The sequence below is a fragment of the Streptomyces antarcticus genome (assembly GCF_026627255.1).
Taxonomy (GTDB): Bacteria; Actinomycetota; Actinomycetes; order Streptomycetales; family Streptomycetaceae; genus Streptomyces; species Streptomyces antarcticus.
The window spans coordinates 109,946-136,677 of record NZ_JAPNLM010000005.1 but is presented as its reverse complement, the minus strand read 5'-3'; the positions used below and the strand labels follow the sequence as shown (position 1 = coordinate 136,677).

27 protein-coding genes and 1 pseudogene are annotated in these 26,732 nt (G+C 70.8%); 12 read left to right on the top strand and 16 right to left on the bottom strand.

Annotated elements, in window-relative coordinates:
- Nucleotides 1–41: 41 nt before the first annotated feature.
- Nucleotides 42–1,403, bottom strand: coding sequence for an NAD(P)-binding domain-containing protein (locus OTB16_RS10635; protein ID WP_267719783.1), 1,362 nt, complete (start codon nucleotides 1,401–1,403; stop codon nucleotides 42–44).
- A gap of 115 nt (nucleotides 1,404–1,518) precedes the next feature.
- On the opposite strand from OTB16_RS10635, the gene OTB16_RS10630 reads away from it, so the two are divergent.
- Together OTB16_RS10630 and OTB16_RS10625 are read left to right on the top strand one after the other, a co-directional pair.
- A complete protein-coding gene (locus OTB16_RS10630; RefSeq protein WP_267719782.1) occupies nucleotides 1,519–1,902 on the top strand; it encodes an ArsR/SmtB family transcription factor in 384 nt (127 codons plus the stop codon).
- Nucleotides 1,899–2,399, top strand: a complete 501-nt coding sequence (locus OTB16_RS10625) for a GNAT family N-acetyltransferase (protein WP_267719781.1) — start codon at nucleotides 1,899–1,901, stop codon at nucleotides 2,397–2,399. Before OTB16_RS10630 ends, OTB16_RS10625 begins: the two co-directional genes overlap by 4 nt.
- Nucleotides 2,400–2,554: 155 nt before the next feature.
- On the opposite strand, the gene arsB is transcribed toward OTB16_RS10625, so the two are convergent.
- Both arsB and OTB16_RS10615 read right to left on the bottom strand, forming a co-directional pair.
- On the bottom strand, nucleotides 2,555–3,646 hold the full coding sequence (gene arsB, locus OTB16_RS10620) for an ACR3 family arsenite efflux transporter (protein ID WP_267719780.1): 1,092 nt from the start codon (nucleotides 3,644–3,646) through the stop codon (nucleotides 2,555–2,557).
- Nucleotides 3,643–3,951, bottom strand: coding sequence for an ArsR/SmtB family transcription factor (locus OTB16_RS10615; protein ID WP_267719779.1), 309 nt, complete (start codon nucleotides 3,949–3,951; stop codon nucleotides 3,643–3,645). Before OTB16_RS10615 ends, arsB begins: the two co-directional genes overlap by 4 nt.
- A 138-nt stretch (nucleotides 3,952–4,089) precedes the next feature.
- On the opposite strand from OTB16_RS10615, the gene OTB16_RS10610 reads away from it, so the two are divergent.
- Nucleotides 4,090–4,494, top strand: coding sequence for an arsenate reductase ArsC (locus OTB16_RS10610; protein ID WP_267719778.1), 405 nt, complete (start codon nucleotides 4,090–4,092; stop codon nucleotides 4,492–4,494).
- A gap of 35 nt (nucleotides 4,495–4,529) precedes the next feature.
- Here OTB16_RS10610 and OTB16_RS10605 read toward each other — a convergent pair whose 3' ends face one another.
- The 5 genes from OTB16_RS10605 to OTB16_RS10585 all read right to left on the bottom strand — a co-directional run bounded on the left by OTB16_RS10605 (nucleotide 4,530) and on the right by OTB16_RS10585 (nucleotide 9,036).
- Nucleotides 4,530–5,855, bottom strand: a complete 1,326-nt coding sequence (locus tag OTB16_RS10605) for a serine/threonine-protein kinase (protein WP_267719777.1) — start codon at nucleotides 5,853–5,855, stop codon at nucleotides 4,530–4,532.
- 160 nt (nucleotides 5,856–6,015) lie between these two features.
- Nucleotides 6,016–7,251, bottom strand: coding sequence for an NAD(P)/FAD-dependent oxidoreductase (locus OTB16_RS10600; RefSeq protein WP_267719776.1), 1,236 nt, complete (start codon nucleotides 7,249–7,251; stop codon nucleotides 6,016–6,018).
- Nucleotides 7,248–7,472 carry a ferredoxin gene (locus tag OTB16_RS10595; RefSeq protein ID WP_267719775.1) on the bottom strand — a complete coding sequence of 75 codons (225 nt, stop codon included), beginning with the start codon at nucleotides 7,470–7,472 and terminating at the stop codon, nucleotides 7,248–7,250. Before OTB16_RS10595 ends, OTB16_RS10600 begins: the two co-directional genes overlap by 4 nt.
- 59 nt (nucleotides 7,473–7,531) lie before the next feature.
- Complete coding sequence (locus tag OTB16_RS10590; protein WP_267719774.1) at nucleotides 7,532–8,488, bottom strand: pyridoxamine 5'-phosphate oxidase family protein; 957 nt, start codon at nucleotides 8,486–8,488, stop codon at nucleotides 7,532–7,534.
- 92 nt (nucleotides 8,489–8,580) lie between these two features.
- A complete protein-coding gene (locus tag OTB16_RS10585; RefSeq protein WP_267719772.1) occupies nucleotides 8,581–9,036 on the bottom strand; it encodes a VOC family protein in 456 nt (151 codons plus the stop codon).
- A gap of 152 nt (nucleotides 9,037–9,188) precedes the next feature.
- Between OTB16_RS10585 and OTB16_RS10580 the strand changes: the two genes are divergently transcribed.
- Complete coding sequence (locus OTB16_RS10580) at nucleotides 9,189–9,761, top strand: CGNR zinc finger domain-containing protein (protein ID WP_267719771.1); 573 nt, start codon at nucleotides 9,189–9,191, stop codon at nucleotides 9,759–9,761.
- Between the two features lie 76 nt (nucleotides 9,762–9,837).
- Here OTB16_RS10580 and OTB16_RS10575 read toward each other — a convergent pair whose 3' ends face one another.
- The 7 genes and pseudogenes from OTB16_RS10575 to OTB16_RS10545 form a co-directional block, all read right to left on the bottom strand.
- On the bottom strand, nucleotides 9,838–11,538 hold the full coding sequence (locus OTB16_RS10575) for an AMP-binding protein (RefSeq protein ID WP_267719770.1): 1,701 nt from the start codon (nucleotides 11,536–11,538) through the stop codon (nucleotides 9,838–9,840).
- Nucleotides 11,535–13,517, bottom strand: a complete 1,983-nt coding sequence (locus OTB16_RS10570) for an FAD/NAD(P)-binding protein (protein WP_267719769.1) — start codon at nucleotides 13,515–13,517, stop codon at nucleotides 11,535–11,537. Before OTB16_RS10570 ends, OTB16_RS10575 begins: the two co-directional genes overlap by 4 nt.
- Before the next feature lie 126 nt (nucleotides 13,518–13,643).
- Nucleotides 13,644–14,957, bottom strand: a complete 1,314-nt coding sequence (locus OTB16_RS10565) for a methylaspartate mutase (protein WP_267719768.1) — start codon at nucleotides 14,955–14,957, stop codon at nucleotides 13,644–13,646.
- A complete protein-coding gene (locus OTB16_RS10560; protein WP_383899682.1) occupies nucleotides 14,954–15,460 on the bottom strand; it encodes a cobalamin B12-binding domain-containing protein in 507 nt (168 codons plus the stop codon). The genes OTB16_RS10565 and OTB16_RS10560 overlap by 4 nt, the downstream gene beginning before the upstream one ends.
- Nucleotides 15,461–15,608: 148 nt before the next feature.
- Nucleotides 15,609–16,028, bottom strand: a complete 420-nt coding sequence (locus tag OTB16_RS10555) for a cupin domain-containing protein (RefSeq protein ID WP_267719767.1) — start codon at nucleotides 16,026–16,028, stop codon at nucleotides 15,609–15,611.
- Nucleotides 16,029–16,205: 177 nt separating this feature from the next.
- The gene (locus OTB16_RS10550; RefSeq protein ID WP_267720011.1) at nucleotides 16,206–16,853 is read right to left on the bottom strand and encodes a substrate-binding domain-containing protein; all 648 of its coding nucleotides are present in this window, start codon (nucleotides 16,851–16,853) and stop codon (nucleotides 16,206–16,208) included.
- A gap of 87 nt (nucleotides 16,854–16,940) precedes the next feature.
- A pseudogene (locus OTB16_RS10545) lies at nucleotides 16,941–17,126 on the bottom strand (helix-turn-helix domain-containing protein); the annotation flags it as partial.
- Nucleotides 17,127–17,373: 247 nt separating this feature from the next.
- Here OTB16_RS10545 and OTB16_RS10540 point away from each other — a divergent pair.
- From OTB16_RS10540 to OTB16_RS10515, 6 genes are all read left to right on the top strand, one after another.
- Nucleotides 17,374–17,991, top strand: coding sequence for a CGNR zinc finger domain-containing protein (locus OTB16_RS10540; RefSeq protein WP_267719766.1), 618 nt, complete (start codon nucleotides 17,374–17,376; stop codon nucleotides 17,989–17,991).
- A gap of 250 nt (nucleotides 17,992–18,241) precedes the next feature.
- On the top strand, nucleotides 18,242–19,651 hold the full coding sequence (locus OTB16_RS10535) for a vanadium-dependent haloperoxidase (RefSeq protein WP_267719765.1): 1,410 nt from the start codon (nucleotides 18,242–18,244) through the stop codon (nucleotides 19,649–19,651).
- A gap of 347 nt (nucleotides 19,652–19,998) precedes the next feature.
- Nucleotides 19,999–20,535, top strand: coding sequence for an HPP family protein (locus OTB16_RS10530; RefSeq protein WP_267719764.1), 537 nt, complete (start codon nucleotides 19,999–20,001; stop codon nucleotides 20,533–20,535).
- Nucleotides 20,536–20,539: 4 nt separating this feature from the next.
- Nucleotides 20,540–21,157, top strand: coding sequence for a pyridoxamine 5'-phosphate oxidase family protein (locus OTB16_RS10525; protein ID WP_267719763.1), 618 nt, complete (start codon nucleotides 20,540–20,542; stop codon nucleotides 21,155–21,157).
- Nucleotides 21,158–21,164: 7 nt separating this feature from the next.
- A complete protein-coding gene (locus tag OTB16_RS10520) occupies nucleotides 21,165–22,175 on the top strand; it encodes a TIGR03571 family LLM class oxidoreductase (RefSeq protein ID WP_267719762.1) in 1,011 nt (336 codons plus the stop codon).
- Between the two features lie 83 nt (nucleotides 22,176–22,258).
- Nucleotides 22,259–22,846, top strand: coding sequence for a DoxX family protein (locus OTB16_RS10515; protein WP_267719761.1), 588 nt, complete (start codon nucleotides 22,259–22,261; stop codon nucleotides 22,844–22,846).
- A 330-nt stretch (nucleotides 22,847–23,176) separates the two neighbouring features.
- Here OTB16_RS10515 and OTB16_RS10510 read toward each other — a convergent pair whose 3' ends face one another.
- Nucleotides 23,177–23,845, bottom strand: coding sequence for a hypothetical protein (locus OTB16_RS10510; protein WP_267719760.1), 669 nt, complete (start codon nucleotides 23,843–23,845; stop codon nucleotides 23,177–23,179).
- A 232-nt stretch (nucleotides 23,846–24,077) separates the two neighbouring features.
- Here OTB16_RS10510 and OTB16_RS10505 point away from each other — a divergent pair, with 232 nt between their 5' ends.
- Entirely contained in the window at nucleotides 24,078–25,181 is a 1,104-nt protein-coding gene (locus tag OTB16_RS10505) for a tetratricopeptide repeat-containing glycosyltransferase (protein WP_267719759.1), read from the top strand.
- A gap of 292 nt (nucleotides 25,182–25,473) precedes the next feature.
- Nucleotides 25,474–26,658, top strand: coding sequence for a PP2C family protein-serine/threonine phosphatase (locus tag OTB16_RS10500; protein ID WP_267719757.1), 1,185 nt, complete (start codon nucleotides 25,474–25,476; stop codon nucleotides 26,656–26,658).
- Nucleotides 26,659–26,732: the final 74 nt, after the last annotated feature.

Genomic DNA, 26,732 nt, shown 5'->3' with positions numbered 1-26,732 from the left:
CCCGGTCGCGGCCACGCCGGCGTGGAGGTGTGGCACGCCGGTCAGCAGCCGCCGGAAGAGGCCGGCGCACCGATGGTGAGCGTGGCCGGAGCCGCACAGCAGCCGCTACCGCTCTCCTCGGCGGCCGCAGGCTCGTCGAACAGGCCGGCTCCGCCGCACACGCCCGTCTCGGGGAGGGTGAGTTCGACGCGCGCGGCGGCTTCCCGGTCGCCGGCGAGGTGGGCGGCGATGGAGCGGACCTGCTCGTAGCCGGTCATGGCCAGGAACGTGGGCGCGCGGCCGTAGGACTTCATGCCGACGAGGTAGACGTCCTTCTCCGGGTGGGAGAGCTCGCCCACGCCGTGGGGGTAGACGGTGCCGCAGGAGTGCTGGTTCGGGTCGATCAGCGGCGCCAGCTCGACCGGGGCTTGGAGGCGCTCGTCCAGGCCGAGGCGCAGCTCGGAGACGAAGGACAAGTCGGGGCGCAGGCCGGTCAGGACGATGACCTCGTGGACCGGGTCTAGGCGGCGCCCGTCCTCGGCGACCACGACCAGGCGGCCGTCGGCGGCCCGCTCGATGGCGTCGGTACGGAAGCCGGTGACGGCGTCGGCGTACCCCTCGTCGACGGCGGCCTTCGCGGTGAGCCCAAGCGCGCCGCGGGCCGGGAGCTGGTCGGCGCTGCCGCCGCCGAAGGTGGAACCGCTGATGCCGCGGCGCAGGATCCAGGTGACGTGCGTCCCGGCACCGTCCTCGGACGTGGCGAGGTCGGCCAGGTAGGCCAGCGCGGTGAAGGCGGAGGCGCCGGAGCCGATGACGGCGGTGCGCCTGCCCGCGTACCGGGTGCGGGTGGCCGGGTCCTTGAGGTCGGGGATTCGGTAGGAGATCCGGTCGGCGGCCGCGTGCTCGCCGAGGGCCGGGAGGCCGTCGCCGCCGATGGGGCCGGGGGTGGACCAGGTGCCGGAGGCGTCGATGACGGCGCGGGCCAGGATCCGCTCCTCGCTGCCGTCCGCGTTGACCACGCGGACGGTGAACGGCTGCTGCTCGCGGTCGGCGTCAACGATCCGGTCGCGGCCCTGGCGGGAGACTCCGGTGACTGTGGCGCCGTAGCGGACCTTGTCTCCGAGGACGTCGGCGAGGGGCTGCAGGTAGAGGTTGGCCCAGTCGGCGCCGGAGGGGTAGGCCGTGCCGTCGGGGGCGGTCCATCCGGTGGGTGCGAGGAGCTTCTCGGCGGCCGGGTCGACGACCTCGGACCAGGTGGAGAAGAGCCGTACGTGACCCCACTCGCGCACCGCGGCGCCGGCGGCGGGCCCGGTTTCCAGGACGAGGGGTTCGATGCCGCGTCCGGTGAGGTGTGCGGCGGCGGCCAGGCCGGCCGGTCCTGCGCCGATCACCAGGACGGGCAGGGCTTCGGTGGATGCGTTCACGACGGGCTCCCGGATTGTTTCGACGTACGTCGATGTCCTGACGTCTCCCAGGTTGCCACTGGGTTCGAAGTTCGTCAACATAGACATCTGTCGAAGTTCGACGGATGATGGGGGCATGTCCACTGCGAAGGTGTTGCCGCTTGCGAAGGTGTTGCCGCCATTGGAGCCGGAGGCCGTGGCCCCTTGCTGCCCGTCCCTGACCGAGCGCCCGCTGACGTCCGACGAGGCCGAGCGGACCGCCGTCATGTTCAAGGCGCTCGGCGACCCGGTGCGCCTGCGCCTGTTCTCCGCGATCGCCTCCCACGAGGGCGGCGAGGCGTGCGTGTGCGACATCTCCGACGTCGGCGTCTCCCAGCCCACCGTCTCCCACCACCTCAAGAAGCTCCGCGAGGCCGGCCTGCTCTCCTCCGAGCGGCGTGGGACCTGGGTCTACTACCGCGTCGAACCCTCGGTGATCGCGGCCATGGGCCAGCTCCTCATCCGCGCGGCCGCCGCATGAGCATCGGCATCACCGTCGCCCCGCTCACCGCGGCACGCGCGGACGAGACCCTGGCCGTCTACCGGGCCGGGATCGACGAGGGCGACGCCACCTTCGAGACCACCGCCCCGACCTGGGCTGAGTTCGACGCGGCGAAGCTGCCCGGCCACCGCTTCGCCGCGCTCGACGCCGACGGCAAGCTGCTCGGCTGGGTGGCCGCGAGCCGGGTCTCGGACCGCAGCGCGTACGCGGGCGTCGTCGAGCACTCCGTCTACGTCCACCCCGCCGCCCGCGGCCGCGGCGTCGCCGGGCGCCTCCTGGCCGCGCTCGTGGAGTCGACCGAAGCGGCGGGGATCTGGACCGTCCAGTCCGGGATCTTCCCCGAGAACGCCGCCAGCCTCGCCGTCCACAAGCGGGCCGGCTTCCGGATCATCGGCACCCGCGAGCGCATCGGCCGCCACCACGGCGTCTGGCGGGATGTGGTTCTACTGGAGCGCCGCAGCCCGCTCCTCTCCTGAACGGATCAGCGCCGACCCGTACCCGGGCGGGGAAGGGAGGCGACGCCGCCGGTGTCGGTGCGGCCGGAGTCGAGGGCTCGGCGGCGGGCGGTGGTGGTGGCCGGCGGCGAGCCCGGACTGGCCGCCGCCGATCACCGCCACGTCGGTGCGCCACGTCATGGAGTGAGCTTGTGCTCCGCGAACTTCCTGCGCCAGGCCAGCGACACGTAGACGAGGGCGACGAGGACGGGGACCTCGATGAGCGGGCCGACGACACCGGAGAGGGCCTGGCCGCTGGTGACGCCGAAGGTGGCGATGGCGACCGCGATGGCGAGCTCGAAGTTGTTGCCCGCCGCGGTGAAGGCGAGGGTGGTGGTGCGGTCGTACGGCAGGCCGATCGCCTTGCCGAGCGCGAAGGTGCCGAACCACATCACCGCGAAGTAGACGAGCAGCGGGAGCGCGATCCGTGCGACGTCCAGGGGCTGGGAGGTGATGGTCTTGCCCTGGAGGGCGAAGAGGATGACGATCGTGAAGAGCAAGCCGTACAGGGCGAAGGGGCCGATCTTCGGCAGGAACTTCGCCTCGTAGGTCTCGCGACCGAGCTTCCTCTCGCCGATCCGGCGGGTGAGGAACCCGGCGAGCAGCGGGACGCCGAGGAAGATGACGACGTTCAGCGCGATCTTCCACATGGAGATGTCGAGGTGCTCGCCGTCGCCGAGGCCGAGCCAGCCGGGGAGCAGGTCGAGGTAGAACCAGCCCAGGACGCCGAAGGCGATGACCTGGAAGACCGAGTTCAGGGCGACGAGGACGGCGGCGGCCTCGCGGTCGCCGCAGGCGAGGTCGTTCCAGATGATGACCATGGCGATGCAGCGGGCGAGGCCGACGATGATCAGGCCGGTGCGGTACTCGGGCAGGTCCGCGAGGAAGATCCAGGCCAGGGCGAACATGAGCGCGGGGCCGAGGATCCAGTTGATGACCAGCGAGGAGATCATCAGCTTGCGGTCGCCGGTGACGGCGTCGAGCTTGTCGTAGCGGACCTTCGCCAGGACCGGGTACATCATGACCAGCAGGCCGACCGCGATCGGCAGGGAGATCCCACCGATCTCCACCTTGGCGAGCGCGTCGTTCAGGCCGGGGATCAGGCGGCCCAGGCCCAGGCCGAGACCCATGGCGAGCAGGATCCAGACCGCGAGGAAGCGGTCAAGGGTGGACAGCTTCTGGACGACCGAGGCGTCTTCGGTCGTCGCGGGAGCTTGGGTGGGGGTCACGGACAGGCCCTCTTGTTCTCGGCAGCGGTGCGAGCGGAGGCGGCCAGGTCGGCGAACTGGCCGGCGAGCTGGGCGATGACGTCCGGGCGCAGCTTGTAGTAGACGAAGCGGCCGCACGGCTCGGTGTCCACCAGCCCGGCCTCCCTGAGCACCTTCAGGTGGTTGGAGAGGTTGGTCTGCTTGGCACCGGTCTCCTCCACGAGGTGCGTGGTGCACAGCGTCTCGCGGGCGAGCAGGGTCACGATCCGGAGCCTGAGGGGGTCCGCGAGGACCCGGATCAGTTCAGTGTCGACTGACGTCATCATGGACTGATACTTTCACATCAGTAGTGACTGACACCACCAGGTGCTGATGTCATCATCAGCTGATAGCCATGTTGCCCGCCCGCCTGCCTGCCCGCCTGCCCGCCTGCCTGCCCCGCCTGCCTGGAGAAGAGACCCGCCGTGTCCGAGAAGCCCTCCGTCCTGTTCGTCTGCGTCCACAACGCCGGCCGCTCGCAGATGGCCGCCGCCTGGCTGACCCACCTCGCCGGGGACCGCGTCGAGGTCCGCTCCGCCGGCTCCGCCCCCGCAGGTTCCGTCAACCCGGCCGCGGTCGAGGCGATGCGCGAGGTCGGCATCGACATGTCCGCCCAGACGCCGAAGATCCTCACGATCGACGCGGTCAGGGCCTCGGACGTGTGCGTCACCATGGGCTGCGGCGACACCTGCCCCGTCTTCCCCGGCAAGCGCTACCTCGACTGGAAGCTCGAAGACCCCGCAGGCCAGGGCGTCGAGGCCGTCCGCCCGATCCGCGACGAGATCAAGGGACTCGTCGAGGGCCTGATCGCCGAGATCGCCCGCTCATGACCGATCGTCCGCGCTCTCGCGGAGCGACGGTTCGGTCACCGTCCCTTGTCCTTCCCCTTGGCCTTCCCCGGATTCTCCTTCGTCTTCGCCACCCCCGGCGCCTTCGCCGGGGGTGGCGGTGAGGAGTACGAGCCCGTCGGGCCGGCAGACGCTTGGAGTTCCCGTGTGATGGTCGGTGCTGCCTGCGACGGCTGCGGAGTTGACTCCGAGGCAGCGGGAAGCGGCGGCACACGCACCGCTGGCTGAGATCCTGCGGGGCCTGCCGCCTCGGTGTTCCTCGGCGCCGACGGTTCATCGCGCGAGGGTGCGGTGGGCGGCGTGTTCTCCCCGGCGGTAAGGCCGCCCACTGCCCAGGCGCAGCTGCCCGCGACGATCGCGGCCGCGAGGCTCAGCCCCACCGCATGTCGCCGGACGGTCGCTCTGCTCCGCAGTGGTGCGGGCGTACGTCCGGCGTGAGCGGCGAGCGGCGACGGAGGGGCTTGACGGGTGGAGGCGCCGGCAGGCGGCGCGCCCCCCGCGATGCGGGGCCGCGGTGGCTGTGCGATGTCTTGCAGGCGCTCGTGGACAGCGGCGGCGTCGGGGCGAGCCTGAGGGGCCTGTTCGGTCATCGCCTTCAACAGGCGGGCCAGGTCGTCCGGCAACCCTTCGGGGATTTGGGGCTGACGCAGGAGGTGGGCGGTGCCGATCTCCACGGGAGTTCCCTGGAACTCGCGGTGGCCGGTGAGCGCTTCGAGCAGGGTCACGCCCATGGCGTATATGTCGCTGGCCGCGCTCGCGCCCTGCCCGAGGAACTGCTCGGGGGCCATGTAGGCGAGCGTGCCGACCAGGGTGTCGGGTGCGCCGTGGGAGTGGTCGTGCACGGTCCTGGAAAGCCCGAAGTCGGCCAGGTGCGGGGCACCTTCCTCACCCAGCAGGATGTTGGAGGGTTTCACGTCGTGGTGGATCACGCCGTGGGCGTGCACGTGGTCCAGGGCTGACGAGATGTCGGAGCCGATCCGCGCGACCTGCACGGGGCTCAGGGGGCCGGCATCCATGCGGGCGCGCAAGGTGACGCCGCGGATCAGCTCCGTGACCATGTAGGCGCCATGCCCGTGACGTCCGGCATCGTAAACGGTGACGAGGGCGCGGTGGGACATGCGGGCCAGCGTGCGCGCCTCGTCGCAGAAGCGATCGGCAGTGACCGTGTCCGTGCCCGAGCGGAACACTTTGACGGCCACCTCACGGCCCAGGACCTCGTCGACACCGCAGAAGACGTCGGCTGTGCCTCCGGACCCTATGGGCCGCTGGAGCCGGTAGCGGCCGCCCAGGAGGACATCGTGCGGGGGCAGTGCTCCGTGCTCTGGGACGGACCTGGCCGTCATACGGGGTCCTCCTCCACTCGCGGGCAATGGCGCGCTTCTACCCTTCACAATCCGCGCCATGCAGTGGTCTGGGGGATCCAGGGGCTGCCGCCGGCGTGCCGCGCTCCGCAGGCCGCGCGCTCCGGGAGGGGCCGGGCCGTAGGAGTCGAATGCGGTCCGGCTACGAAGCCAGGGGGGAAGCCGCCCCTCCGAGGGCTTGGAGTTCGCGCTGGTAGGCGGCCAGCCTGCGGGTCCTGCCGATGGTCAGGGCGCCGATCAGATGCCCTTCCTTGTGGTAACTGACCTCGAGGCGGCGCTCTCCCACGAGTTCGTGCTCGGCGATCCTCGCCTCATCGGCGAGTCCAGGCAGGCCGACCGAGCGGATCCGGGCGCCGTGCAGGTCCGACCAGAAGGACGGGATCCCACTGAACGGCTCGGGCTCATCCGGGTGCAGCAAGGTGTGGGCGGCCGAGGCCGCTTGTTCCACGGCGTTGGTCCAGTGGCCCAGGGTGACCGGTGCGCCGCCGGCCAGCGGGTGCGGCACGCGCGTGACGTCACCGGCCGCGACGACACCGGGCACTGCCGTTCCGTCGGGGAGCAGGGCCCTCAGGTACGCGTCGCAGTGCACGCCGCCTTCGAGGGCGAGGCCGGAGTCCGCGAGCCACCCGGTGGCGGGCACGGCGCCGAGGGCCAGGACCGCCGCGTCCACCGGCAGTTCGCTGTGGTCGGAGAGGCGGACTCCGGTGATACGGCCGTCGTCGGTGGCAAGGAAACCGCTGACCGTGGTGTGGGTCCGCAGGTCGATGCCGGCTTCTCGGTGCATCGTGGCGACGAACCCGCCGGCGACCGTTCCGACGGCGCGCTCCAGAGGCTGCGCGGCCGACTCGATGAGCGTGACGTCCAGGCCGCGTGCGCGGGCCGCGGCGGCGACCTCGCCGCCGAGGAAGCCGGCGCCGATCACGGCGAGCTTCCGTCCGGGCGCGAGTTCGGCCCGCAGCGCGACCGCGTCCTGCCATCCGCGCAGGGTGAAGACACCGCGGGGCAGCGGGGGCCGGCGGGCGGGCCAGGTGCGGGCGGTGGAGCCGGTGGCGATGACCACCGCGTCGTACGGGAGCCGGGTGCCGTCGGCGAGGGTGACCGTACGGGCGCGCGGGTCGAGCCGGACGGCGGGCCGGCCGAGCTGCCAACGGGCGTCGAGTCCGTCGGGCAGGGGCAGTGCCGTGAACTGCGCCGGGTCCTGGGCCGTCAGGACGTCCTTGGACAGCGGGGGCCGGTCGTACGGCAGGTACGGTTCGTCGCCGACGATGGTCAGGGAGCCTGCGAAGCCGGCGGTGCGCAGCGCTTCGGCCGTCCGCAGGCCGGCGAGCGACGCACCTACGATCACGATGCTGCGCGGGGGCGTGAGGCTCGTGCTCACCGTGCGGCCGTGGTGTCGTCGGTCGTCGAGGGAGCCGGGGTGACGGTGATGGCGCGGGCGGGGCAGACCGCTGCTGCCTTCTCGGCCTTGTCCAGCAGGGCGTCGCTCGGGGCGGCGTCGTAGACGAGGTAGTCCTCGTCGTCGAAGGAGAAGACCTCGGGCGCCGCGAAGACGCACTGTCCGTGGCTCTCGCAGAGGTTCATGTCCACGGTGATCTGCATGAGTGGCTCCGTAGGGGGCGAGGACCGGCCCTGGTGCCGGGCCGGTGGGAAAGGTGGTCTCAGCTGACCGGGGGGTTGAAGCGGGAGTATCCGGGCTCGCTCCAGCGCAGGGGCGAGGCGGCGGAGATCTCGCGTACGTCCGTGACGGAGAACTCCACGAGGCGCTGCGCTCCGGGAACGCGGGACCGTTCCTCCTCGTCCCACACGGTGTGCGCGGTGCCGGAGAGGTGGAGGACCGAGCCTGTGGTCCAGTTCGGGAAGAGGATGCCGGCGGCCGGATTGAGGGCCAGGTTGCCGAGTGTCAGGAACATGGCGTTGCCGATGTAGTCGGGCCAGCGCAGCCTCGTCGGGGACAGCACCTGGACGAAGCCGGGGTTTCCGCCGCGGTGGCTCGCGTCGGCATCGCCGCTGTCAGAGGCCGTGGCGACGAAGAAGGTGTCGGCTTCGCGCACCGTCCGCTGCTGGGCCGCGCTGAGCGCGGTGCCGGAGGTGACCGTGCGGGCCGCCGCCCGCGCCTGGGCGTCGTCGGCCCGCAGGATCCGGAAGTCCCGCTTCTGCAGGTATTTGGGGCAGTTGGCGATGACCTGGTCGAGCGCGACGTGCAACCCGCCGACGCCCGGGAACGCCCTGCCGTTGAGCCGCATGCGACGCCGGGTGGCGGGTTCGATGGCGATCATGCCCAGCCGGACGGGCCGTTCCGCGTCCGCGGTCCCGGCGGGTGCGTCGGCCGGGCCGAGCAGGTCCGCGAGGGGATCCTCCGGAAGGGGGAGCGCATCGATGATGAGGGTGCGGGGGTCGGGCGACCGCAGGAAACCGGGGTCGCCGGTCAGCTGGGTGGCCCAGACGCGGCCCGCGCGGTCCGTGCCGCCGAGGATGATCATCGGCTGCTCAGCGAGGAAGTCCGCCGCTACGGCGGGGACGGACTCGCCGATGGCGCCCAGCGAGAAGGTCGCCTCGCCGGCGAGGTCCGCGCGGTGTTGCACCAGGAGTTCGCCGGGGTGGTAGCCGGTTGCCACGGCAGTTCCTTTCGTTCCGCCGCGACCGGGGACGCGGGCCCGCCTGGGCCCGGCCCCCGGTCGCACCTTGAGGTGCTGCTGGCGGCTCGTGTCTAGAAGAAGCCGCAGGTGGGCGCGCCCTGGGTGGGGGCGTCGGCCGGGTTGGCCCCGGTGGGGGCGTAGATCTCGAGGCGGATGCCGTCGGGGTCGGTGAAGAAGATGCCGCCGGAGGCGCCGTTCTCACCGTGCGGGACCACGCCGGCGTAGTTGAACTCGGCGTTCAGACCGCGCAGGACCTCTTCGGTGGCACGGACCTCTTCGATGGTCTCCACCTGGAAGGAGAGGTGATGCAGGCCCGGCAGGTCCGTGCCGAACGTGCCCGCGCTCTGCTGCCAGAGGGTGACGTGCATCTGGCCGTCGCGGCCGAGGAATGCCCAGCGCCGGTCCTCTTCCTTGCCTTCCGCCAGCACCTCGAAGTCGAAGACCTCGCGGTAGAAGGCCAGGGAGCGGTCCATGTCGGTGATGTTCAGGCCGACGTGTCCGGTCTGCAGGGTATTTGCCTTGCCCATGGTCGATCACTGCTTTCGGTCGGGGTTTCGAGGCGTTCTCTCAACCGCTGAAACAGACTTTAATGGTTAGACTTGGGGATCGTCAACCCTTGATCTTCGGATGACCGGTTATGGTTGGCCGGGCGTCCCCACAGAGAAGGAAGGAGCCCCCTGTGCTGCCACCCCCGGAGCCGGACCCCCGGCCACTGACCGGCGAACCGCTCTCCATCGATCTGCTCAACACCCGCTGGATCGACAGCGACGGTCGACACGATCTGCTGGAATCCGTCGAAGGACTGGGCATCTGGCTCGCCGGCCCGCTCGTCCGCCAAGAGCTCGGCGACCGGCAGGCAGTGGCCGACCGGCAGACGCTGGACGCGCTCCTCCAGGTCCGCGGCGCGCTCGATGGCCTCGTCGCCACCCCCGGGCCATGGGACGAGGCCACGATCGGCGCGCTCAATGCCGTACTGGCACACGGTCTCGTCCGCCGGCTGCTGCTGCCCGACGGAGCGGGTAGCGCCGTCGAGGTGGACCCTCCCTCGTGGCTGGCGGCCTGGACGGTGGCCGAGAACTTCCTGCACCTGCTCGGCGAGCGGCCCGAACGGATCCGCTCGTGCGCGAACCCGGAGTGCGTCCTGCACTTCTACGACGTCTCCAAGAACGGCACCCGGCGTTGGTGTTCCATGGCCGGCTGCGGCAACCGGGCCAAGGCGAACCGGCACTACGCGCGCCACAACCCCGGCTGACGGCGCGGGAACGGAACCGCGGAAGGCCCGGGGCCCGGGCTCACGCCCGGGCCCCGGGCCTTCGCGCCGAGGGACCCTAATCGTCGATCCGGTACTCCGTGCCGCCGCTCCCTGGCGCCCGGTCCCGCAGCTCGGCCCGGCGGACCTTGCCCGAGGTCGTCCGAGGCAGGGAGGGAACGAACTCCAGCACGCGCACCCATTTCTCGGGCGGCAACTCCCCCCGCACCAGGTCGAGGATCAAGCGCGCGCTCCGCGCCCCGGCCGGGTGATCGGGCGCGATGACCACGTACGCCTTGGGCGCCCACAGGCCCACCGGATCGGGAACCGGGACCACCGCGGCATCGGCCACCGCCGGATGGCGCAGGAGCACCGTCTCCAGCTCGCGCGGCGAGATCCGGTGGTCGAACGCCTTGAACATGTCATCGGAGCGTGCCAAGTGCGTCAGGCCGCCGTCCGGGGCACGGACCGCGAGATCCCCCGTGTGGTAGTGGCCGCCGGCCAGTGCCTTCGCCGTACGGGCCGCGTCCCCGACATAGCCGCGCATCAGCCCGAGCGGACGCGCCGAGAGCTCCAGGCATATCTCGCCCGGCTCACCGGCGGGAACGTGCAGGCCGGTCTCCGGGTCGAGCAGGACCACCGCGTAGCCGGGCAGCGGGAAGCCCATGCTGCCGGGGACGGGGGTGCGGCCCGGCGGGTTGCCGACCTGGCCGGTGGTCTCCGTCTGGCCGTATCCGTCACGCAGGTCGATCCCCCACTGCTCCCTCACCAGTTCGATCAGCGACGGTTCCAGGGGCTCGCCCGCGGCGACCGCCTCGCGCAGCGCGGGCGGCCGCGCACCGAGGCCCTGGGCGGCCATGCCCCGCCACACGGTGGGAGGTGCGCAGAAGGTGGAGACGTCGCGGGTGCGCAGGATGTCCAGGACGTCGGCCGGGCCGCTGCGGGCCGTGTCGAGTGCGATGACGGTCGCCTCCGCGTTCCACGGGACGAACAGCGAGCTCCACGAGTGCTTGGCCCAGCCCGGCGCCGAGATGTTGAGGTGCACGTCGCCGGGCTGTACGCCGTTCCAGTACATGCCGGACAAGTGGCCCACGGGGTAGCTCACGTGGGTGTGCTCGACCATCTTCGGCTTCGAGGTGGTGCCCGAGGTGAAGTACCTGAAGAGCGGCTCGTCCGCCATGGTCGGGCCGTCGGGGATGAACCCGGGGTCGGCCGAGTCCGCGCGCTCGTACGGGATCCAGTCCCGGACCCGGTCGCCGACGCTGATGCCGGACCAGTCCCCCGGTGCTCCGGCGAAGCGGTCCGTCAGTCCCGCCTCGGCGACGACGTACCGCACGTCGCCGCGCTCCAGCCGGTCCGCGATCTCCGCCGGGGTCGCCGTGATGTAGGTGGGAATGACGATCGCGCCGAGCTTCATGGCCGCGAGCATCGTCTCCCACACCTCCACCCGGTTGCCGAGCATGAGCAGCAGCGGATCGCCGCGCCGTACCCCGAGGGAGCGGAGCCAGGTGGCGACCTGGTCCGAGCGCCGGACCAGCTCACCGAACGTGAGCACCCGGTCGGTGGCGGGCCCGCCGTGCCCCACGATCCGCAGCGCCGGCCGGTCCGGTCCGGCGCCCAGGGTGTCGAACCAGTCGAGGGCCCAGTTGAACTCGGTCAACTCGGGCCAGCGGAACTCCCGGACCGCCTTGTCCAGGTCGGTGCGGTGCAGGAGCAGCAGGTCCCGGGCCGCCCGGAACCGCTCGGTGGGCGTGAGCGCGGCACCCGGCGCCCCGCTCACGCCGCGTCCCCCGGAACGAGGACGGACTCGGTCGCGGGCATGCCGCGCTCCGCGAGTGCGGCCGGCCGCAGCGCGTCCGCCGCGATGGCGTCGGCGTCCCGGTAGAAGAGCGTGTTGACGCCGGGGCGGCTCGAGCCGACCTGGGTGAACCAGCGGGTGTGCTCGGTGGGTATCCCGATGGCGTACAGGTCCCGCTGCGCCTCCCCGGCGGCGTCCACGACGTGGAACGGGGCCTCCGTCACGTCCAGGCCGCCGGTGACGTACGCGGTGTCCTGCGGCCCGTCGATCACGTACGGGCGTACCGCGCCCTCCCCGAGCAGCTGCCGCGTCAGGGGGGAGGTGTCGCGCGGCAGGTCCGGGGTGGGGATGCGGGCGTCGACGAGGGTCCGGACGATCCTCTCGGAGCCGGAGACCTGCGGGGACCCGACGCGGAAGCCGCCGGCCGCCCCGTCGGTCTCGAACCGGGTGGCGGGACCGGCGACCTCCACGACGCCCTGGCGGATCAGGGCGCGCAACTGCTCGACCCGGGACATCGGGGGGCCCGCCGACAGGAGGGCGTTGACCGGCAGGAAGCGGCGGTGGAAGAACCCGGTGTGCGACTCCGGCAGCAGCCCGCCGTAGTCGACCGCCTCGCGGACCACGTTGCGGATGTCGCGCAGGACGTCGAGGGCGGCCTTCAGCGGGCCGTCCGAAGTGCCGAGCGAGGCCGCGTCGAGGTCCCGGTCCATGACCTCCAGCAACTGCCCGCGGAACTCCTCGGGAGAGGCGAACCGCGTGTCGCCGAAGGGCCGGGCCAGCGCGTCCAGGTCGATGGGCGGTACGTCGGACAGCCCGGCCCCGGCCAGGAGCGCGGAGCGGTCCGTTCCGGCACGCAGTGCCGCGACGTGCTCCCGGGCGAACGCGTCGGCGGCCCCGGTGCCGCGGGAGGTCCGTACGTGCGTGACGTAGTAGACGTGCTCGATCTCCTGGAGCAGGAGGGGCAGTACGTCCTCGGCGAAGTCCAGCTGGCCACTGCCGGACACGCTGCGGCGGGCACGGGCGGCGGTGAGGGCGGAGCCTGTGAGGAACAGGGCGCGGTGGCTGAAGGAGGGCGCCTTCTGATTGCGGCCACGTGCCGGGATGGGCAGTCCGCTGCGCGATCCGGCGGTGATCCTGGGCTCGCGGCCGCTGGCCCGGTAGACGAGCGTGCCGTCCTCCCCGGTGGTGAACTCGCCGCCCCTGCCGACGGTCAGCGCGAGCATCACGTCGTAGAAGGACAGGCCCAGCCCGCGGATTCCGACGGCGCTGCCGGCCGGGATCGTCTCCTCGTCGAGCGCCATGTCGGCCGCCGAGTCACCGCACAGGTAGTGAGTGCCGGGGGTGCGTTCGGCGAAGTCGAGCATCTCGCGCTCGAAGTCGTCCGGGGCGTTGAACGGGTGTCCCGTGGCCAGTACGACGCGGTCGGCCTCCAGCAGGTGCGGCGCCGTGTCCAGGCTGAGCAGGTGGCCGCCGTCCGGGCCGGTGCGCAGCGCGGTGACCCGGCCGGTGACGGGCACCAGCTCGACGTGGTCGGGCAGGCTGCGGGCGATGGTCCGGTACACGTCGGTGAGGTAGTGGCCGTACCTGACGCGGGGTGCGTAGTCGTCGGGGCCCAGGGGCTCCTCGCCGAGCAGGGCGCGCGCCTCGATCCACTGCCCCAGGGAGGGGCCCGCGCCCGGGCGGGCGGGGCCGCCGTCAGGGTCGCCGGAGTACATCGTCACCTGGCTGATGACGGTGTTCATGGTGAACCAGTCGTCCTGGTCGGTGCGCCACACGCGGCCGGCGCCGACCTCCGTCGCGTCGATGAGGTGGATCCGTACGGGCCGGGGCGGTACGCCGCCGGTCTGGGCCGCCTCCGCGGTGGTGCGGACGGCGAGGCGTTCGAGGACGGATATGCCGCGCGGGCCGCTGCCGATGACGGCGAGGACGAGCGGGCGCGTATCGGAGGAGTATCCGGGCACAGGAGCTTCCTAAAGGTGAGGAGGACGCGCGGCACAGGGGCGCACCTGGACGGGCGCCGGGGCGGCGCGGACGTCGGCGCCTGCCCGGGTCGGGCGTCGAACGGCGGTGGCGGTGAGGGCGGCCGGTCAGGCAGGAAGCGCGGCGGTCCCGTCGCGCTGGTCGCCGGCGACCAGGGCGGCACGGTCGAAGGATTCCTGCGTGTACGAGAGCATCCCGAGCAGGTCGTCGGCGCGCAGCTGCGCGCGGCCCGGTGCCAGCAGGGCCGGGATGGGCATGGAACCGGTGGTGTGCCACTGGAGGCTGCCGCGCCCGTCGATGTAGCTGCGCGAGCGCTGGGCGTTGTCGGCGTGCAGGCAGTAGGGGACGTCCAGGATGCCCCGCCGGAAGGCCTCGGTCAGGGCGCGTCCGGTATCCGGGTGGATCTCCAGTACGGCCTCGACCAGAGCCCTGGCCTCGCCCAGAACCCCGAACTCGTCACTCACCACTGGGGATTGGCCCCGGTACGCCGCCGCTGCCGCGGACGCCTCCTCCAGCGCGTGGATGTTGTCCTCGATGGTGGGGATGCGGTGTGCTTCGGCCGGCGTCTTGACGATCATGCGTTCGGTGCCGGTGAGCGCGGCCAGGCGGGCGCTGTCGCGCAGCAGCCCCAGCGCCCCGCCGGTCGTCCGCGGGAAGACTCCCATGTACGTGTAGAGCACGACGTGCCAGTCGAGGCCGGCGAGGTGTTCCCCGGCGAGGGTGCGCAGGGCCAGCAGTGCCTCGACGTCCTGGACGTGGTGGGTCTGCTGGGCGTAGCTGAGGGAGATGCTGCGGAGCCCGTACTGCTTGAAGAAGATGCCCTCGAGTACCGAGAGGGCGACCAGCAGACCGGGAGGGCAGAGCTGACCGAGCATGCAGCCGCCGAAGCTCTCCAAGTGCGTGCCGGGGCGGGACGCCAGCAGTTCGCAGGTGCGTGCCCACGCCTCGACGGAATGGCGGATGGGCGTGCGGCTGTACGGCAGGCAGTACGAGATCGGGCCGCCCTCGGTGGCGTCGAGCCCGGCGTCCAGCAGGGCTTGGATGATGCCGATCGGGTTGGCGGAACCGTGGCGCACCTGGACGGCGAAACCGTCGCCCATGAGCGCTGAGGTGAGGTCGCGCGTGGTGGCGGGGCCGTGCGCGACGATGGGGTAGCCGTTGAGGTCGGTTCCCTCGATCAGCGCCCGCCGGGCGGACTCGTTGTCCCCGACGCGCGTGTAGCTGTCGATGGTGAGGGTGCCGACTGTACGGGCCCGGGCCGCCTTGACCGCATGGAGGCCCTGCCGCATCCGAGGAACGTCGGCGAAGCCCATCCGAGGCTGTACGACCAGCTCTCCGGCTCGCCCGGCGGCCGCGACAGCCTCGGCGAACGGACCCAGGGGTGCGGTGGACCCGGTGGACGCGGCTGTGAGCGCGCTCACGCCGCACTCGGCTCGAGCGCGGGTATGGCCGACTGGGCGAGGTAGCGGCGGAACTCCGCGACCCCCGCCGCGTCCTCGAAGACGGCGTCGAAACCGGCCGCCATCAGTTCCGGTCCGTAGGTGCCCGCCTCCGCGCCGCGCACCCCGAGCTTGCCGCCTATGACGACGCGCAGGTCCCGCAGGTCCTGCTGCTCTCGCAGGCGGCGGATCGCACGGGCTCCGTCGAGTGCCCCGTGTCCGTTGACACTGCTGACGACCACCAAGTCGGGCTGGACCCGGCGGCACTCCTCGATGAGCAGCTCGTCGGGTACGCACGAGCCGACGTTGATCACCTCGTGGCCCATCTCCTCGAGCAGCAGCTGGAGGAATACGAGGTTCCAGGTGTGGGAGTCGGAGGAGACGCTGGACACGAGTACACGACGGCCGGAGGGCTGTACCGCGTGCGGGGACTGGACGGCAGGGGTGGAGGTCCGGGTCTGGAGAGGGTGCGCATGCGCAGACAAGGCAATGCTCTTTCGGTCAGCGGGAGTTGGCGGGTGCGATGAAGCACGGGTGCGGCGAGATGGGCAGGCGCGGAGCGCGCGGCCGCGGAAAGCGGGGCGGGGCGGGGCGGCCGAGTCAGGGCATTGACGGCCGCCCCGCCCCGACCGGTCAGGGGGCCGCGCTGATGCCGACCGCGCGGATCGGCTTCTGGGGCTCGCGGGCAGCGGCGGGACGGGTACGGATGGCGAGCACGGTGCAGCCCGTTCGGCTGGACATCTGGTGCTCCGTGCCGGGGCCTTCCACGACCAGGTCGCCCTTGACGTACGAGATCCCGTCGCTGTGGTCCAGTACGCCGTCCAGGACCAGCATGAGCTCGTGGCCGAGGTGCTCGTGGAAGTCGCCGTGCGCGCCCGGCGGGAAGCGGAGGAGCAGGCCGACGGAGTCCTCGCCCGCGGACTCGTCCGGCGCCCACAGGACGTGGTGCTCGACGCCGATTCGGCCCGGCTCGCTCCATGCCACCCAGGTGAGGTCGTTCAGCTCGAAGCCGCTGCGGAACGCGTTTGCGATATAGGAAACATCCGACATCATTTCGCCTCTCTTCGGATACGTTTCAAGCCTATGCGCGCTGCCGCGTCCGGCTGAGCGAATCAATCGATCGCCGGTATCGATGTTTCTGATGGGTTTCCGGCGGGCTTCGGGAACAAAAAAGCAGCAAGGGTGAAACGGAATTCCGTTTCACCCTTGCTGCTTTCCCGCGCCGGCCTGTCAGGCCATCTGGCCGGCCTGCTCCCGGCCGAGGCGCGCCGCCACGTCGCACACGGCGGCGACCGCGGACATCGCCATGTCCTGCCCGGCCCACAGGGCGCGCACGCCGAGATGCACCCGGGGCAGGCCGGGGATGACGGCCAGGCCGCTTCCCTCCTCGGCCGGCCGCACCGACTCGGCGGGCAGCATCGCGATGCCGTAGCCGCTGCGGGCGAGTTCCCTCGCACCGCCGACCGAGCCCGCTTCGATGACCTGCGGATCGATGCCGTACAGCTCGCGCAGCGCTCCCACCAGTACCTGATGTGAGGCGCAGTCGGGGTCGACGGCGAGGACGCGGACCGAAGCCAGCGCCTTTGCCTGGTCGGCGGCGTGGGCCAGGGCAATGGAGGAGACGGGTACCACTTTGAGGGGCGGCAGCTCCTCCACGACGATGCCGCTGGACGGTGGTTCGGGCGTCGCCGAGAAGTCGCCGTGCACCAGGGCGAGGTCGGTCTCCCCGTCGCGGACGGACTCCCTGGCCCGGCTGATGACGAGCTGCCGGGGCGAGATCTGCACCTTCGGGTACCGGTAGCGGCAGTCGCGGATGAGGGAACCGACCCGCGACTCCAGAAGGAGCGCCGAGGCTCCTACCGATACGCGTCCCGCCATCTCACCGGAAGGATTGAGAGCACTGGCCATTTCGTCCACAACGTGAAATATTCTCCCCGTATAGTCGTGGAAGATTTCTCCGGCTGGAGTGAGTCTGACTCCGTGCGGAAGACGCTGGACTAACTGAATCCCTACACGTGACTCGAGAGAGCGGATGTGCGAGGTGACGCTGGACTGGGCATAGCCGAGACTTCGCGCGGCTTTGGTGAAACTGCTCAACCGGGCCACCTCCCGGAAGGTCCTCAGTTGATAAAGCGCAAGATCGAAGGTCACTTACTTCCCCCATGAGACACAAGACCTAATTCGCTCTCGGCCCATCCCAAGGTGATCCGGACGCACATGCCGGTGCGACCGGTACCTTCGGACCGGCTTTCCTACGGTTGGGGCGACCCCGCCCCCCGGGGATTGCCTTGACGCTAGACTAACGGTCTCATAGCTATGCAACCGTTAGGTTTAAGATCCTGCCATGAGGCATGTGCCCACGGCAACCCCAACTGCCCCGACGCGGCGAAGGACCGACATGTCTCCGCACACCCACACCCCGCCCCCAGACGGAGCCCCGCCCCTGCACGGGGAGCCCCTCCCGCTGGAGTTCGTCAACACGGTGTTCCCCGTCAGGGGCGTCCTCACCGACGGTTTCCGGACGCCGGAGCACCTCGCCTGGTGGCTGCGATCCTGCCGCGCCAGCCTGGCCACCCCCCTCCCGGACAACGCCGTGGACTCCCTGAGCACCACCGACACGCAGTCCTTCGTCATGCTGCGGGACGCCAGCCGCCGGCTGATCGACGCCTTCGTCAACCACCACGAGGCGGACTCCTGGGACGTCGCGCACCTCAACCGCGCGATCACCATGGATCGCTGCTGGCCCCTGCTGTGCTGGAACGCCGGGGAGCGCCCCGTCGCGGTGCACGTCACCACCGCCGCGCCCTTGATCGCCGTGCAGAGCGAGATCGCCCACGCCACGCTTCTCCTCCTGACGGGCTCCTCGGGCGTGGAGCCCAAGGCCTGTACGGCGCCCGGTTGCGTCTTCTTCTTCGACCATGCCCGCGCGCGTCGCGAGTGGTGTTCGACAGGATGCGGGAACCGCGCCCGGGCCGCCCGACACTACGCCCGGCGCCACCTCCACCCCGGCTGCTGAACCGATCGACCTGCGCCTTCCCGTTCCTCCCCAGATATAACGCCTCATTGCCACAAGGAGCGTTAGACCTGGTGGCCGATGGATGAATTCGGCGTAGCAACCTCTGACCCATCAGGTTTTTCGATTCCTGGCATCTACGAACGCCCCGTTGTGGAGTGCCGAACCGCCATACGTTTCATGGCGAGAACGCACCGCCGTGGCGACACCGAGTCGAAGTGTCACCAGGGCCTCCCACAGACAGGAACAGCTGATGCTCCGCTCCGCACGTCCGGGCAAGAAGACCGTCCTCAAAGCAGCAGTGGCCGCAGTGGCGTTCGCCGGGATTGCGCCCATGGTCCCCGCCAGTGCCGCCACGCCGACCGAGGATGTGACCACCGCCCCCACCGCGGCGGCCACCGCCACCTGGCAGGGTTCGAACGACCACGTCCTGTTCTGGAACAACGCGATCTTGGACGTCTTCCGCCAGGTCGGCGGCACGCCCGGCCCGCTCACCCGCGGCGGCGCCATGATGGACCTGGCCGTCTACGACGCCGTCAACTCCGTCCACACCATCGGCAAGCCGTATGCCGTCAAGGACGGTACCGCGGCCGGCGCCTACAGCTCGCTCAACAGCGCGATCGACTACGCGGCGTACACCGCTCTCCGGAACGCCTTCCCGGGCTACCCCGTGGCCAGTCTCGACGCCAAGCTCCAGCAGGCGCAGGCCATGCCCGACCACGCTTCGGCCGGCGCGAAGGAGCGCGGCCGCAAGCTCGGCGTCAAGACCGCCGAGGCGATCATCGCCAAGCGCACGGGCGACGGCTCCGCCGACACCACCCCGTACGTCACGATCGACGCCCCCGGCCACTGGCGTCCGGCCCCCGGAAAGCCCGCCGGCGCTCCCAACTGGGGCAAGGTCAAGCCCTTCGCCCTGACCTCCGGTTCCCAGTTCCGCCCCGGCAACATAGGCGGGTTCGCCAACCCCACCGACCTCCTGCAGAGCCCGGCGTACGCGGCGCAGGTCAACGAGATCAAGCGGATCGGCGGCAGGGACTCGACCGAGCGGACCGCCGACCAGACGCAGCTCGCGCACTACTGGGCGAACGACGTGGACGGCACCTACAAGCCGGTCGGCCAGCAGTACGACCACACCGCTGTGATCTTCCGCAAGTACCGGCCGTCCGGCACCTCCTTCGAAAGCGCCAAGCTGTTCGCCCTGACCTCGGTGTCCCTGGCCGACGCGGCGATCTCCATCTGGGACTCGAAGTACGGCACCGACTGGGACGTCTGGCGTCCGGCCGACGCCATCACCCGCGCCGACCTGGTCCCGAACCCGGGCATCGTCGCCGACCCGAACTGGAAGCCGGAGGAGAAGGACCTGGCGGGCAACAGCTTCAGCCCCAACTTCCCGACCTACGTCTCCGGGCACTCCGGTGTGGCCTCCGCCTGGGCGGGCATCCTCCGCAACTACTTCGGCCGTGACGACCTGTCCTTCACCGCCGGCACGGACGACCCGTACGCGGTGGGCGTCACCCGTTCCTTCCCGAGCCTGAGCGCCGCGGCGAAGGAGAAGGCCGACAGCCGCAAGTACATCGGCGTCCACTTCGAGTGGGACAACGCCGCCGCACTGGACCTGGGCTACAAGGTCTCCGACCAGGTCTACGCCAGCATCATCAACTAGTCGCCGCGGCACATCGCCGACCAGGGCAGGTGGGACGCCTCGGACGAGGCGTCCCACCTGCCCCGCACAGAGGGGCCGGGGCGCACGTTCCCCCGCCGGGGCCCGTTTGTCCGAAGGGGGAGTCGCGAGGGTCCGCCCCGGCACGGGTCACGCAGGGCGTGGTGTCCGTTTCAGCCACAAGTGCCGGTCTGCGTAGCCCTGTTGAGCCCGCGCACCCGGACGACCCGGATCCCCTGATGTAATCGTCTTCAGAAGACCGAGGACAACGGCCCCCCGTCAGCGGAGACAGCGCGCTGTCGGCCGGCCCCTCGTTTCATCCTTTGCCTGAACTCCGCGGAAGGGACACCATGTCCGACACACCCGTATCCGAAGCCGCGGCCCCGCGCAGCCTGGCCACCCTGCTCGCGGGCAAGGCCCCGGCACGCGCCGCGGGTGCCGCGATCTCGGTGGCGACCCTGGCAGGGGTCGCCGCCCTGCTCCTGCTCGTGGCCATCGGCTACGCGCTCGACCAGGCCGTGCTCATTCCGCCGCTCGCCGCGAGCGCCGCACTCGTCTTCGCCGCCCCGGCACTCCCGCTGGCACAGCCCCGCAGCGTCGTCGGAGGACAGCTGGTCTCCGCCGTCGTCGGCTTCCTCGTCCTCGCGGTCGCCGGACGTTCCCTGTGGAGCGCCGCCGTCGCCGGCGGCCTCGCCATCGGTGCGATGGCTCTGGCTCGGACACCGCACTCCCCCGCCGCCGCGACGTCTGTCATCGTCGTCCTCAGCCAGCCGGCGACCGTCACCTTCCTGATCCTGCTGCTGCTCGCGACGCTGGTCCTGGTCGGCGTGGGAATCCTGGCCGGTCGCAGCGGCAAGACCCCCCGCTACCCCACCTACTGGTGGTAACTCGATGACCAGCCGATACGCGCAGCTCCTCTTCACGCCCTCCGTGCAACGCCACCAGGCCGAGCACGGCAGCCGCGCCTCCTACGCGAACATGGCCCGCGGGCCCCGGGAAGCAGACCGGCTCGGTGAGCACGAGATGGCCTTCGCCGCTACCAGGGGCAGCTTCTACATGGCCAGTACGGGATCGACGGGCTGGCCGTACGTACAACACCGTGGAGGGCCACCGGGGTTCCTACGGGCCTTCGACGACCGGACGCTCGCCTTCGCGGACTACCGCGGCAACAAGCAGTACATCACCACGGGAAACCTGGACACCGACGACCGGGTGTCCTTGATCCTCATGGACTATCCGGCCAGGGCGCGCCTGAAGATCCTGGGCAGGGCCCGCGTGGTGGAGCCCGATCGCTGGCCGGCCCCCGAGGAACACCGGGCTGTCGTCGAGCGCGTCGTCCTGATCGACGTCGAGGCGTACGACTGGAACTGTCCCCAGCACATCGAGCCCCGGTACACCGTGGCTGAGCTGGAAGGCCAACTCGCGCCGATCCGCGAGCGCATGGCCCAGCTGGAACGGGAGAACGCGCGGCTCAGAGGGGAACCCGCGCCGGAGCGGGTGGCGGACTGACGCGCTGATGAACACGCACACGCCCCTCACCGAGGACCCCGCCTCCACGCACCCCCGCCCGGACGGACCGTCGCATCCCGGGATGGCGCGAGCCTTCCCCGAGGGCAGGATGGCCCTGGGCCTGATCGCGCCGCTGGAGTCCTTCACCGGTGACGTCCCCGTCATGGCGGGCCACCTGGAACTGGCCCGTGGGGCGGAGGACGCGGGATTCGCCTCGCTGTGGGTACGGGACGTCCCCTTCCTGGTCCCTGGCGAGGGCGACGGCGGCCAGCTGTTCGATCCGTGGGTGTACCTGGGTACGCTCGCGGCCGTCACCCACCGGATCACCCTCGGCACCGCGAGTACGGTGCTGCCGCTGCGCCACCCCGCCCACGTCGCCAAGGCGGCGGCGTCGGTGGACCGGCTGTCGTCCGGCCGGATGCTGCTGGGCCTCGCCTGCGGCGACCGTCCGGGCGAGGTGTCGGCCTTCGGCCCGGGCGACGCCGACCTGGGGGCCCGGCTGCGGGACGGCTGGCACTACATACGCCACGTCACCGGCCCGTCCTCGGAGGGCTTCGTGTCTCCTCTCGGCGAAGTGGCGCCCGGAATCGACCTGTTGCCCAAACCGCCGTACGGGCGGCTGCCCATGCTGATGACGGGCCGGGGCCGACAGACACCGGAGTGGACCGCGGAGCATGCCGACGGCTGGCTGTACACGGCACTGGACCCCGAGCGCCAGCGGGCCAACACCGCCCGCTGGCGGCGCCTGACCGGCGAGACCGACGGTGGCCGCTTCAAGCCGTACGCCCAGGCGGGCTATGTGGTCCTGCACGACGACCCGCGGTCCGCGCCGCGCCCGCTGATCCAGGGCTGGTCCATGGGGCGCGAGCCCCTGCTCGAACTGTTCAAAGCGTACGAAGCGGCCGGAGTCAACCAGCTGATGATGAACCTCCGTCACAACACACGGCCGGCGGCCGAGGTGATGGCTGAGATCGCTGAATGGCTGCTGCCTCACTTCCCCCCGGGGCCGGACCACTAGGCAGCTGCGCGGGGGGCCCACCGATCCGGAAGCCGAGGAACCCCGTGAGAAGAAGACCCAGATCCGTTGTGTCGCACGCCCCCGTGAACGCCACTCACAGGGCGGTGCGACGCCCGGCGGGGACTCTTCGCCGCCCCTGGTCGCGGCTGCCGGGCCTGCTCGTGTCCCGCTACCGGCGCCGCGAAACGGCCGCACTCCGAGTGAGCGTGGGCCTGCTGTACCTGTGGTTCGGCGTACTGAAGTTCCTGCCCGGGATGAGCCCGGCACAGGACATCGCCACCCGCGCGATGGGCGTCATGACGTTCGACACCGTTCCGGCGGCCGTCTCACAACCGCTGCTTGCGGCGATGGAGGTCCTGATCGGCCTGGGGCTCGTCATCGGCCGGCTGCTGCCGCTGACGCTCGGGGTCTTCTTCGTGCACATGGCGGGCGTCTTCGCGACCCTGGTGATCCTGCCGGGAGAGGTCTGGAAGTACCCCCTCGTCCCTTCCATGGAGGGTCAGTACATCCTCAAGAACCTGGTCCTGGTGGCGGCATGCCTGTCGGTGGCGACGGCGACGGCCCGCAGCACCGAACCCCGCAACGAGACTCGCGCCGCATCCCGCGGCGAGGCCCTCACACGGGAGCCGGCGCAGCCGGAGCAACCCCGCGAGGTCATACGGGCCGGCTGACGGGGCGGCGGCATCCCCACAGCGCGCCTCCCTGCGGCCCCCGTGCAAGCCTCGGACGCCGTGACCCCGCCCGTCATGTCCCGGGCGGGCTCAACGCCGAACAGCAGCGGCGGCTCGGCGTGAAGAAGGCCGTACGAGACGGCCGCCATGTCCTCCGAGACGCGCGCGGGCGCCCGGGGCGGGGCGGCAGCCATGCGGCCGCCCCGCCTGCCGGTTCCCTCTCCGGTGAACGACCCGCCGCCGGCCCAGCGGGGCTCGCGCACGAAACCAAGCCGAAACCGTGGGGGCCGTTCCCCGGAAGAGAAGTCGTTCACGGACGGGGAGGAGGTTCTACGGGAGTTCCCTGAAGGGCTTGCTCCGCAGAGTGCCCGGGGTGGGGGACGGCAGGAGTTGAATCCAGGCCTCGTCCCAGACGAAGTTCGCGCCGTTGGTGTCGCCGTGGGTCTGGTAGACGGTGCCGGCTGTGGTGAGCACCTTGATCCAGGCGTCGTTGCCCTGGTTCTGGATGGAGATGCTGCAGGCCCCGGCCGGGTAGCCGGGATTGTCCGCGTTGGTGAGGTCCTGCCAGACAGGGGCCCCGCCCGGCGTACTCGCCCGGCCCGCGTACGCGATGCCGTTCGTCAACGCGGCGCTGAACGACTCCGTGTCGTTCGGGTTCAGGCTGTCGATGTCGTTGCACGGTCCGGTGGGTCCGGTCGGGCCTCGGTCACCCTTGGGGCCGCGTGGGCCGCGTGGACCGCGAGGGCCTGTCGGTCCCTGGCACTTGCCGGGGTCAGCGGACATCGCCCGCGCGCCTGATCTGTCCTTCTTGCACTTGTCACCGGTGGACGGCGACTCGGCGGATGTCCTGACAGCCGGGGCGGCCGGGGCGGCCGCCATGGCCGGACTGGCGACACCCGTCAGCACCAGTGCGATCGAGGCGAAGGCACCCCCGGTGAGCCAGGCGGTCCGCCTGGGCAGCGGGCCCAGGGTTGAGTCGGTCCTGTCGACAGGACTCATGGCCACTCCTTTGTCGAAGCCGTGTCAAACACTGTTCGGGAGTCCGTACGCGTTCCCGGATCTCCGACGCCATCGTGGGAGCTCTGACCGGACATCGGCACACGCCTCGCCCGAACGTCAGCGGAACGGCTCAGCGACCGCAGCCACTCGGGTGCACCCGCCACGGCCGGCCGGGCCGGTCCACGGCGCGCCGCGCCCGGGACCAGCGGCGCATTGCCTAGGGTCACGCGCCGTGAAGCCGACCATCTGCCTGTGCATGATCGTCAAGAACGAAGCAGCCGTCATCGAGCGCTGTCTCTCCTCCGTCCGAGGCCTGATCGACACCTGGGTCATCTCCGACACCGGGTCCACCGACGGCACTCAAGATCTGATCCGGACAGCCCTGCACGGCATCCCGGGCGAACTCCGGGATGAGCCCTGGGTCGACTTCGGGCACAACCGCAGCCTCAACATTGCGCGGGCCGTCGGCCGAGCCGACTACCTGCTGCTCCTGGACGCCGATCTGGTCCTGCGCCAGGACCGCGCGATGCCCGCCCTGACCTCGGACTCCTACATGCTCCGTCACGAGGGCAACACGGAGTACCGCATCAAGCGTCTGGTCCGCGGGAATCTGCCCTGGCGCTATGTGGGTGTCACCCACGAGTACCTCACCTGCGACCGCGACGACCGTTCCGAAGAGCAGCGCAACCTGGACGCGCTCGTCATCGAGGACCATGCCGATGGCGGTTCCCGGCACGACAAGTTCGAGCGTGACGCCCGCCTGCTCGGCGCCGAGCTCGAACGGGATCCGTCCAATCCCCGCACCGTCTTCTACCTCGCCCAGACCATACGCGACATGGGCGACAGGGCTGCCGCGATCCGCTTGTACGAGCGCCGGGCGGCCATGGGCGGCTGGGCCGAAGAGGTCTACTACGCACTGTTCCAGGCCGGTGCGCTGCATGCCGAGTCCGGTGACTGGCCGGCCGCCATGGACGCGCTGTCCCGGGCCTGGGAGGTCCGGCCGGAACGCCTGGAAGCCTGCTACGACCTCGTCTCCGGGCTCCGCGTGATGGGCCGCTACCGCGCCGCCCATGCCATTGCCGCGTCCACTGTGGGAAAGCCCGTTCCGGACGACCTGCTCTTCGTGCAGCCGTGGGTGTACCGCTGGGGCCTGCTCTTCGAGTACTCCATCACCGCGTACTGGGTGGGGGACACGGCCGCGTCACTACGCGCGTGCGATCAGCTCCTGGCACTGCCCGACCTGCCCGATTCCTACCGAGAGCAGACCCTGGCGAACAGGGTATTCGCCCAGGAACGACTACCGTCCGCCCGGACCCGACTCAGCACGACGCACTGAAGACCGGACGTCCAGGAGGTACACGTCCTTGAACCCTCCGACCCCGCTGCCGGTCACAGCGCTCACCGGGTCGCCCGCATGTGACCGGCCTCTTCTCCACTCCTGAACGGCGCCAGGCGGTACAGTTGATAGTTGTCGCATGACAATTATGTAGAGGGAGCATCATCCGGATTTCGGGGCGGAACGGGTCTGGGGGTCTGCGCGTGCGAGAACCACTCCTCGCGCTCGGCTCCCTCCGCGCCACCGGGTCACCCCGGATGTCACCTCATCCGACAGCCCGCTCCTGGAAGAAATGACCCTGACCATGACGAACTTCCTGGCCGTGGAACGTGCTCTGCGCACGGCAGCGCCTCATGACCTTCTTCGCACGGTCCGCGCAGCCCTCATCGAGCACTTCCGTGCGATCGAAGTCGGACTCCTCATGGCCGACTACAGCCTCACGGTGCTGCAGCCGGTGACCGCTCTGCCGCACACCTCCGAGCCCTTGCCTGTCCAGGCCAGCTCCGAGGGCCGCGCGTTCGGCAGTCAGGAACCGTACGGGCAGTACGCCGCCCAGGACGGCGCGGTGGATCTTCATCTTCCGGTGACCGTACGCGGCGACCGCCTGGGCATCCTCACGGTGCGCATGCCCGAGGAAGCGTGCACCTCCGTGACTGTCGGTGAACTGACCGACCTGGCGGAACTGCTCGGACACGAGATCATCGTGGCCGAGCGCGATACCGACCTGTACCTCCAGGCGCGGCGCGCCAGCCGTCTCACCCTGGCGGCCGAGATGCAGTGGCAGCTGCTGCCGGCGCGGGCGTGCGCCCGGCCGGAGTACGCCATCGGGGCGCAGCTGGAGCCGGCGTACGACATCCACGGGGACAACTTCGACTGGTCCACCACCGCCGAGAGCCTCACGCTCACGGTCACCAACGGCATGGGTGAGGGGATCCAGGCCTCGCTCCTGACGAATCTTGCGATCAACGCGCTGCGCAACGCCCGAAGGGCCGGGATCAGCATCGCCGACCAGGCGGCGCTGGCCGACCAGGCCGTCTACGGGCAGTACCGGGGGCGTGAATTCGTGTCGACCCTCCTGCTGTGCTTCGAGCTGAGCACCGGGCGCGTGCAGGTCGTGGACGCCGGTTCTCCGCAGCTGTGGCGCTACCGGGACAGATCCGTCGAGCGCCTGGAATTCGAGGCACAGCTCCCCCTCGGGATGTTCGAGGAGTCCCCCTACACCGCGCAGGAGTTCCAGGCCCTGCCCGGCGACCGGTTGATCTTCGTCAGCGACGGTGTCTACGCGGCCGCGAGCGCGGGTGGCGAGGCGTACAGCGAACGCGCTCTCGCCCGGGCCATCCAGGCCACCAGCCTGCTGCCGGCCGCCGCCGTGCCCCGGGCCATCCTCGAGGAGCTGGCGGTCTACCGGGCTGCCGACGCCGATGATGATGCGATGGTGTTGTGCATGGACTGGTTCGGGCGGTCCGCCGCGGCCTGAGAGGTCACGCGGCGCGCCCGCTGCGGGGCGGGGCGGGCGTTCGGGTCACGCTGCGGGGATACTTTCGTGAAAGA

Bases quoted from the DNA above. Each gene is read 5' to 3' on its own strand.
- OTB16_RS10630 (WP_267719782.1), top strand. From the start codon at position 1,519: ATGTCCACTGCGAAGGTGTTGCCGCTTGCGAAGGTGTTGCCGCCATTG.
- OTB16_RS10625 (WP_267719781.1), top strand. From the start codon at position 1,899: ATGAGCATCGGCATCACCGTCGCCCCGCTCACCGCGGCACGCGCGGAC.
- OTB16_RS10615 (WP_267719779.1), bottom strand. From the start codon at position 3,951: ATGATGACGTCAGTCGACACTGAACTGATCCGGGTCCTCGCGGACCCC.
- OTB16_RS10605 (WP_267719777.1), bottom strand. From the start codon at position 5,855: ATGACGGCCAGGTCCGTCCCAGAGCACGGAGCACTGCCCCCGCACGAT.
- OTB16_RS10595 (WP_267719775.1), bottom strand. From the start codon at position 7,472: ATGCAGATCACCGTGGACATGAACCTCTGCGAGAGCCACGGACAGTGC.
- OTB16_RS10585 (WP_267719772.1), bottom strand. From the start codon at position 9,036: ATGGGCAAGGCAAATACCCTGCAGACCGGACACGTCGGCCTGAACATC.
- OTB16_RS10555 (WP_267719767.1), bottom strand. From the start codon at position 16,028: ATGATGTCGGATGTTTCCTATATCGCAAACGCGTTCCGCAGCGGCTTC.
- OTB16_RS10550 (WP_267720011.1), bottom strand. From the start codon at position 16,853: ATGGCGGGACGCGTATCGGTAGGAGCCTCGGCGCTCCTTCTGGAGTCG.
- OTB16_RS10540 (WP_267719766.1), top strand. From the start codon at position 17,374: ATGTCTCCGCACACCCACACCCCGCCCCCAGACGGAGCCCCGCCCCTG.
- OTB16_RS10535 (WP_267719765.1), top strand. From the start codon at position 18,242: ATGCTCCGCTCCGCACGTCCGGGCAAGAAGACCGTCCTCAAAGCAGCA.
- OTB16_RS10530 (WP_267719764.1), top strand. From the start codon at position 19,999: ATGTCCGACACACCCGTATCCGAAGCCGCGGCCCCGCGCAGCCTGGCC.
- OTB16_RS10525 (WP_267719763.1), top strand. From the start codon at position 20,540: ATGACCAGCCGATACGCGCAGCTCCTCTTCACGCCCTCCGTGCAACGC.
- OTB16_RS10520 (WP_267719762.1), top strand. From the start codon at position 21,165: ATGAACACGCACACGCCCCTCACCGAGGACCCCGCCTCCACGCACCCC.
- OTB16_RS10510 (WP_267719760.1), bottom strand. From the start codon at position 23,845: ATGAGTCCTGTCGACAGGACCGACTCAACCCTGGGCCCGCTGCCCAGG.
- OTB16_RS10500 (WP_267719757.1), top strand. From the start codon at position 25,474: ATGACCCTGACCATGACGAACTTCCTGGCCGTGGAACGTGCTCTGCGC.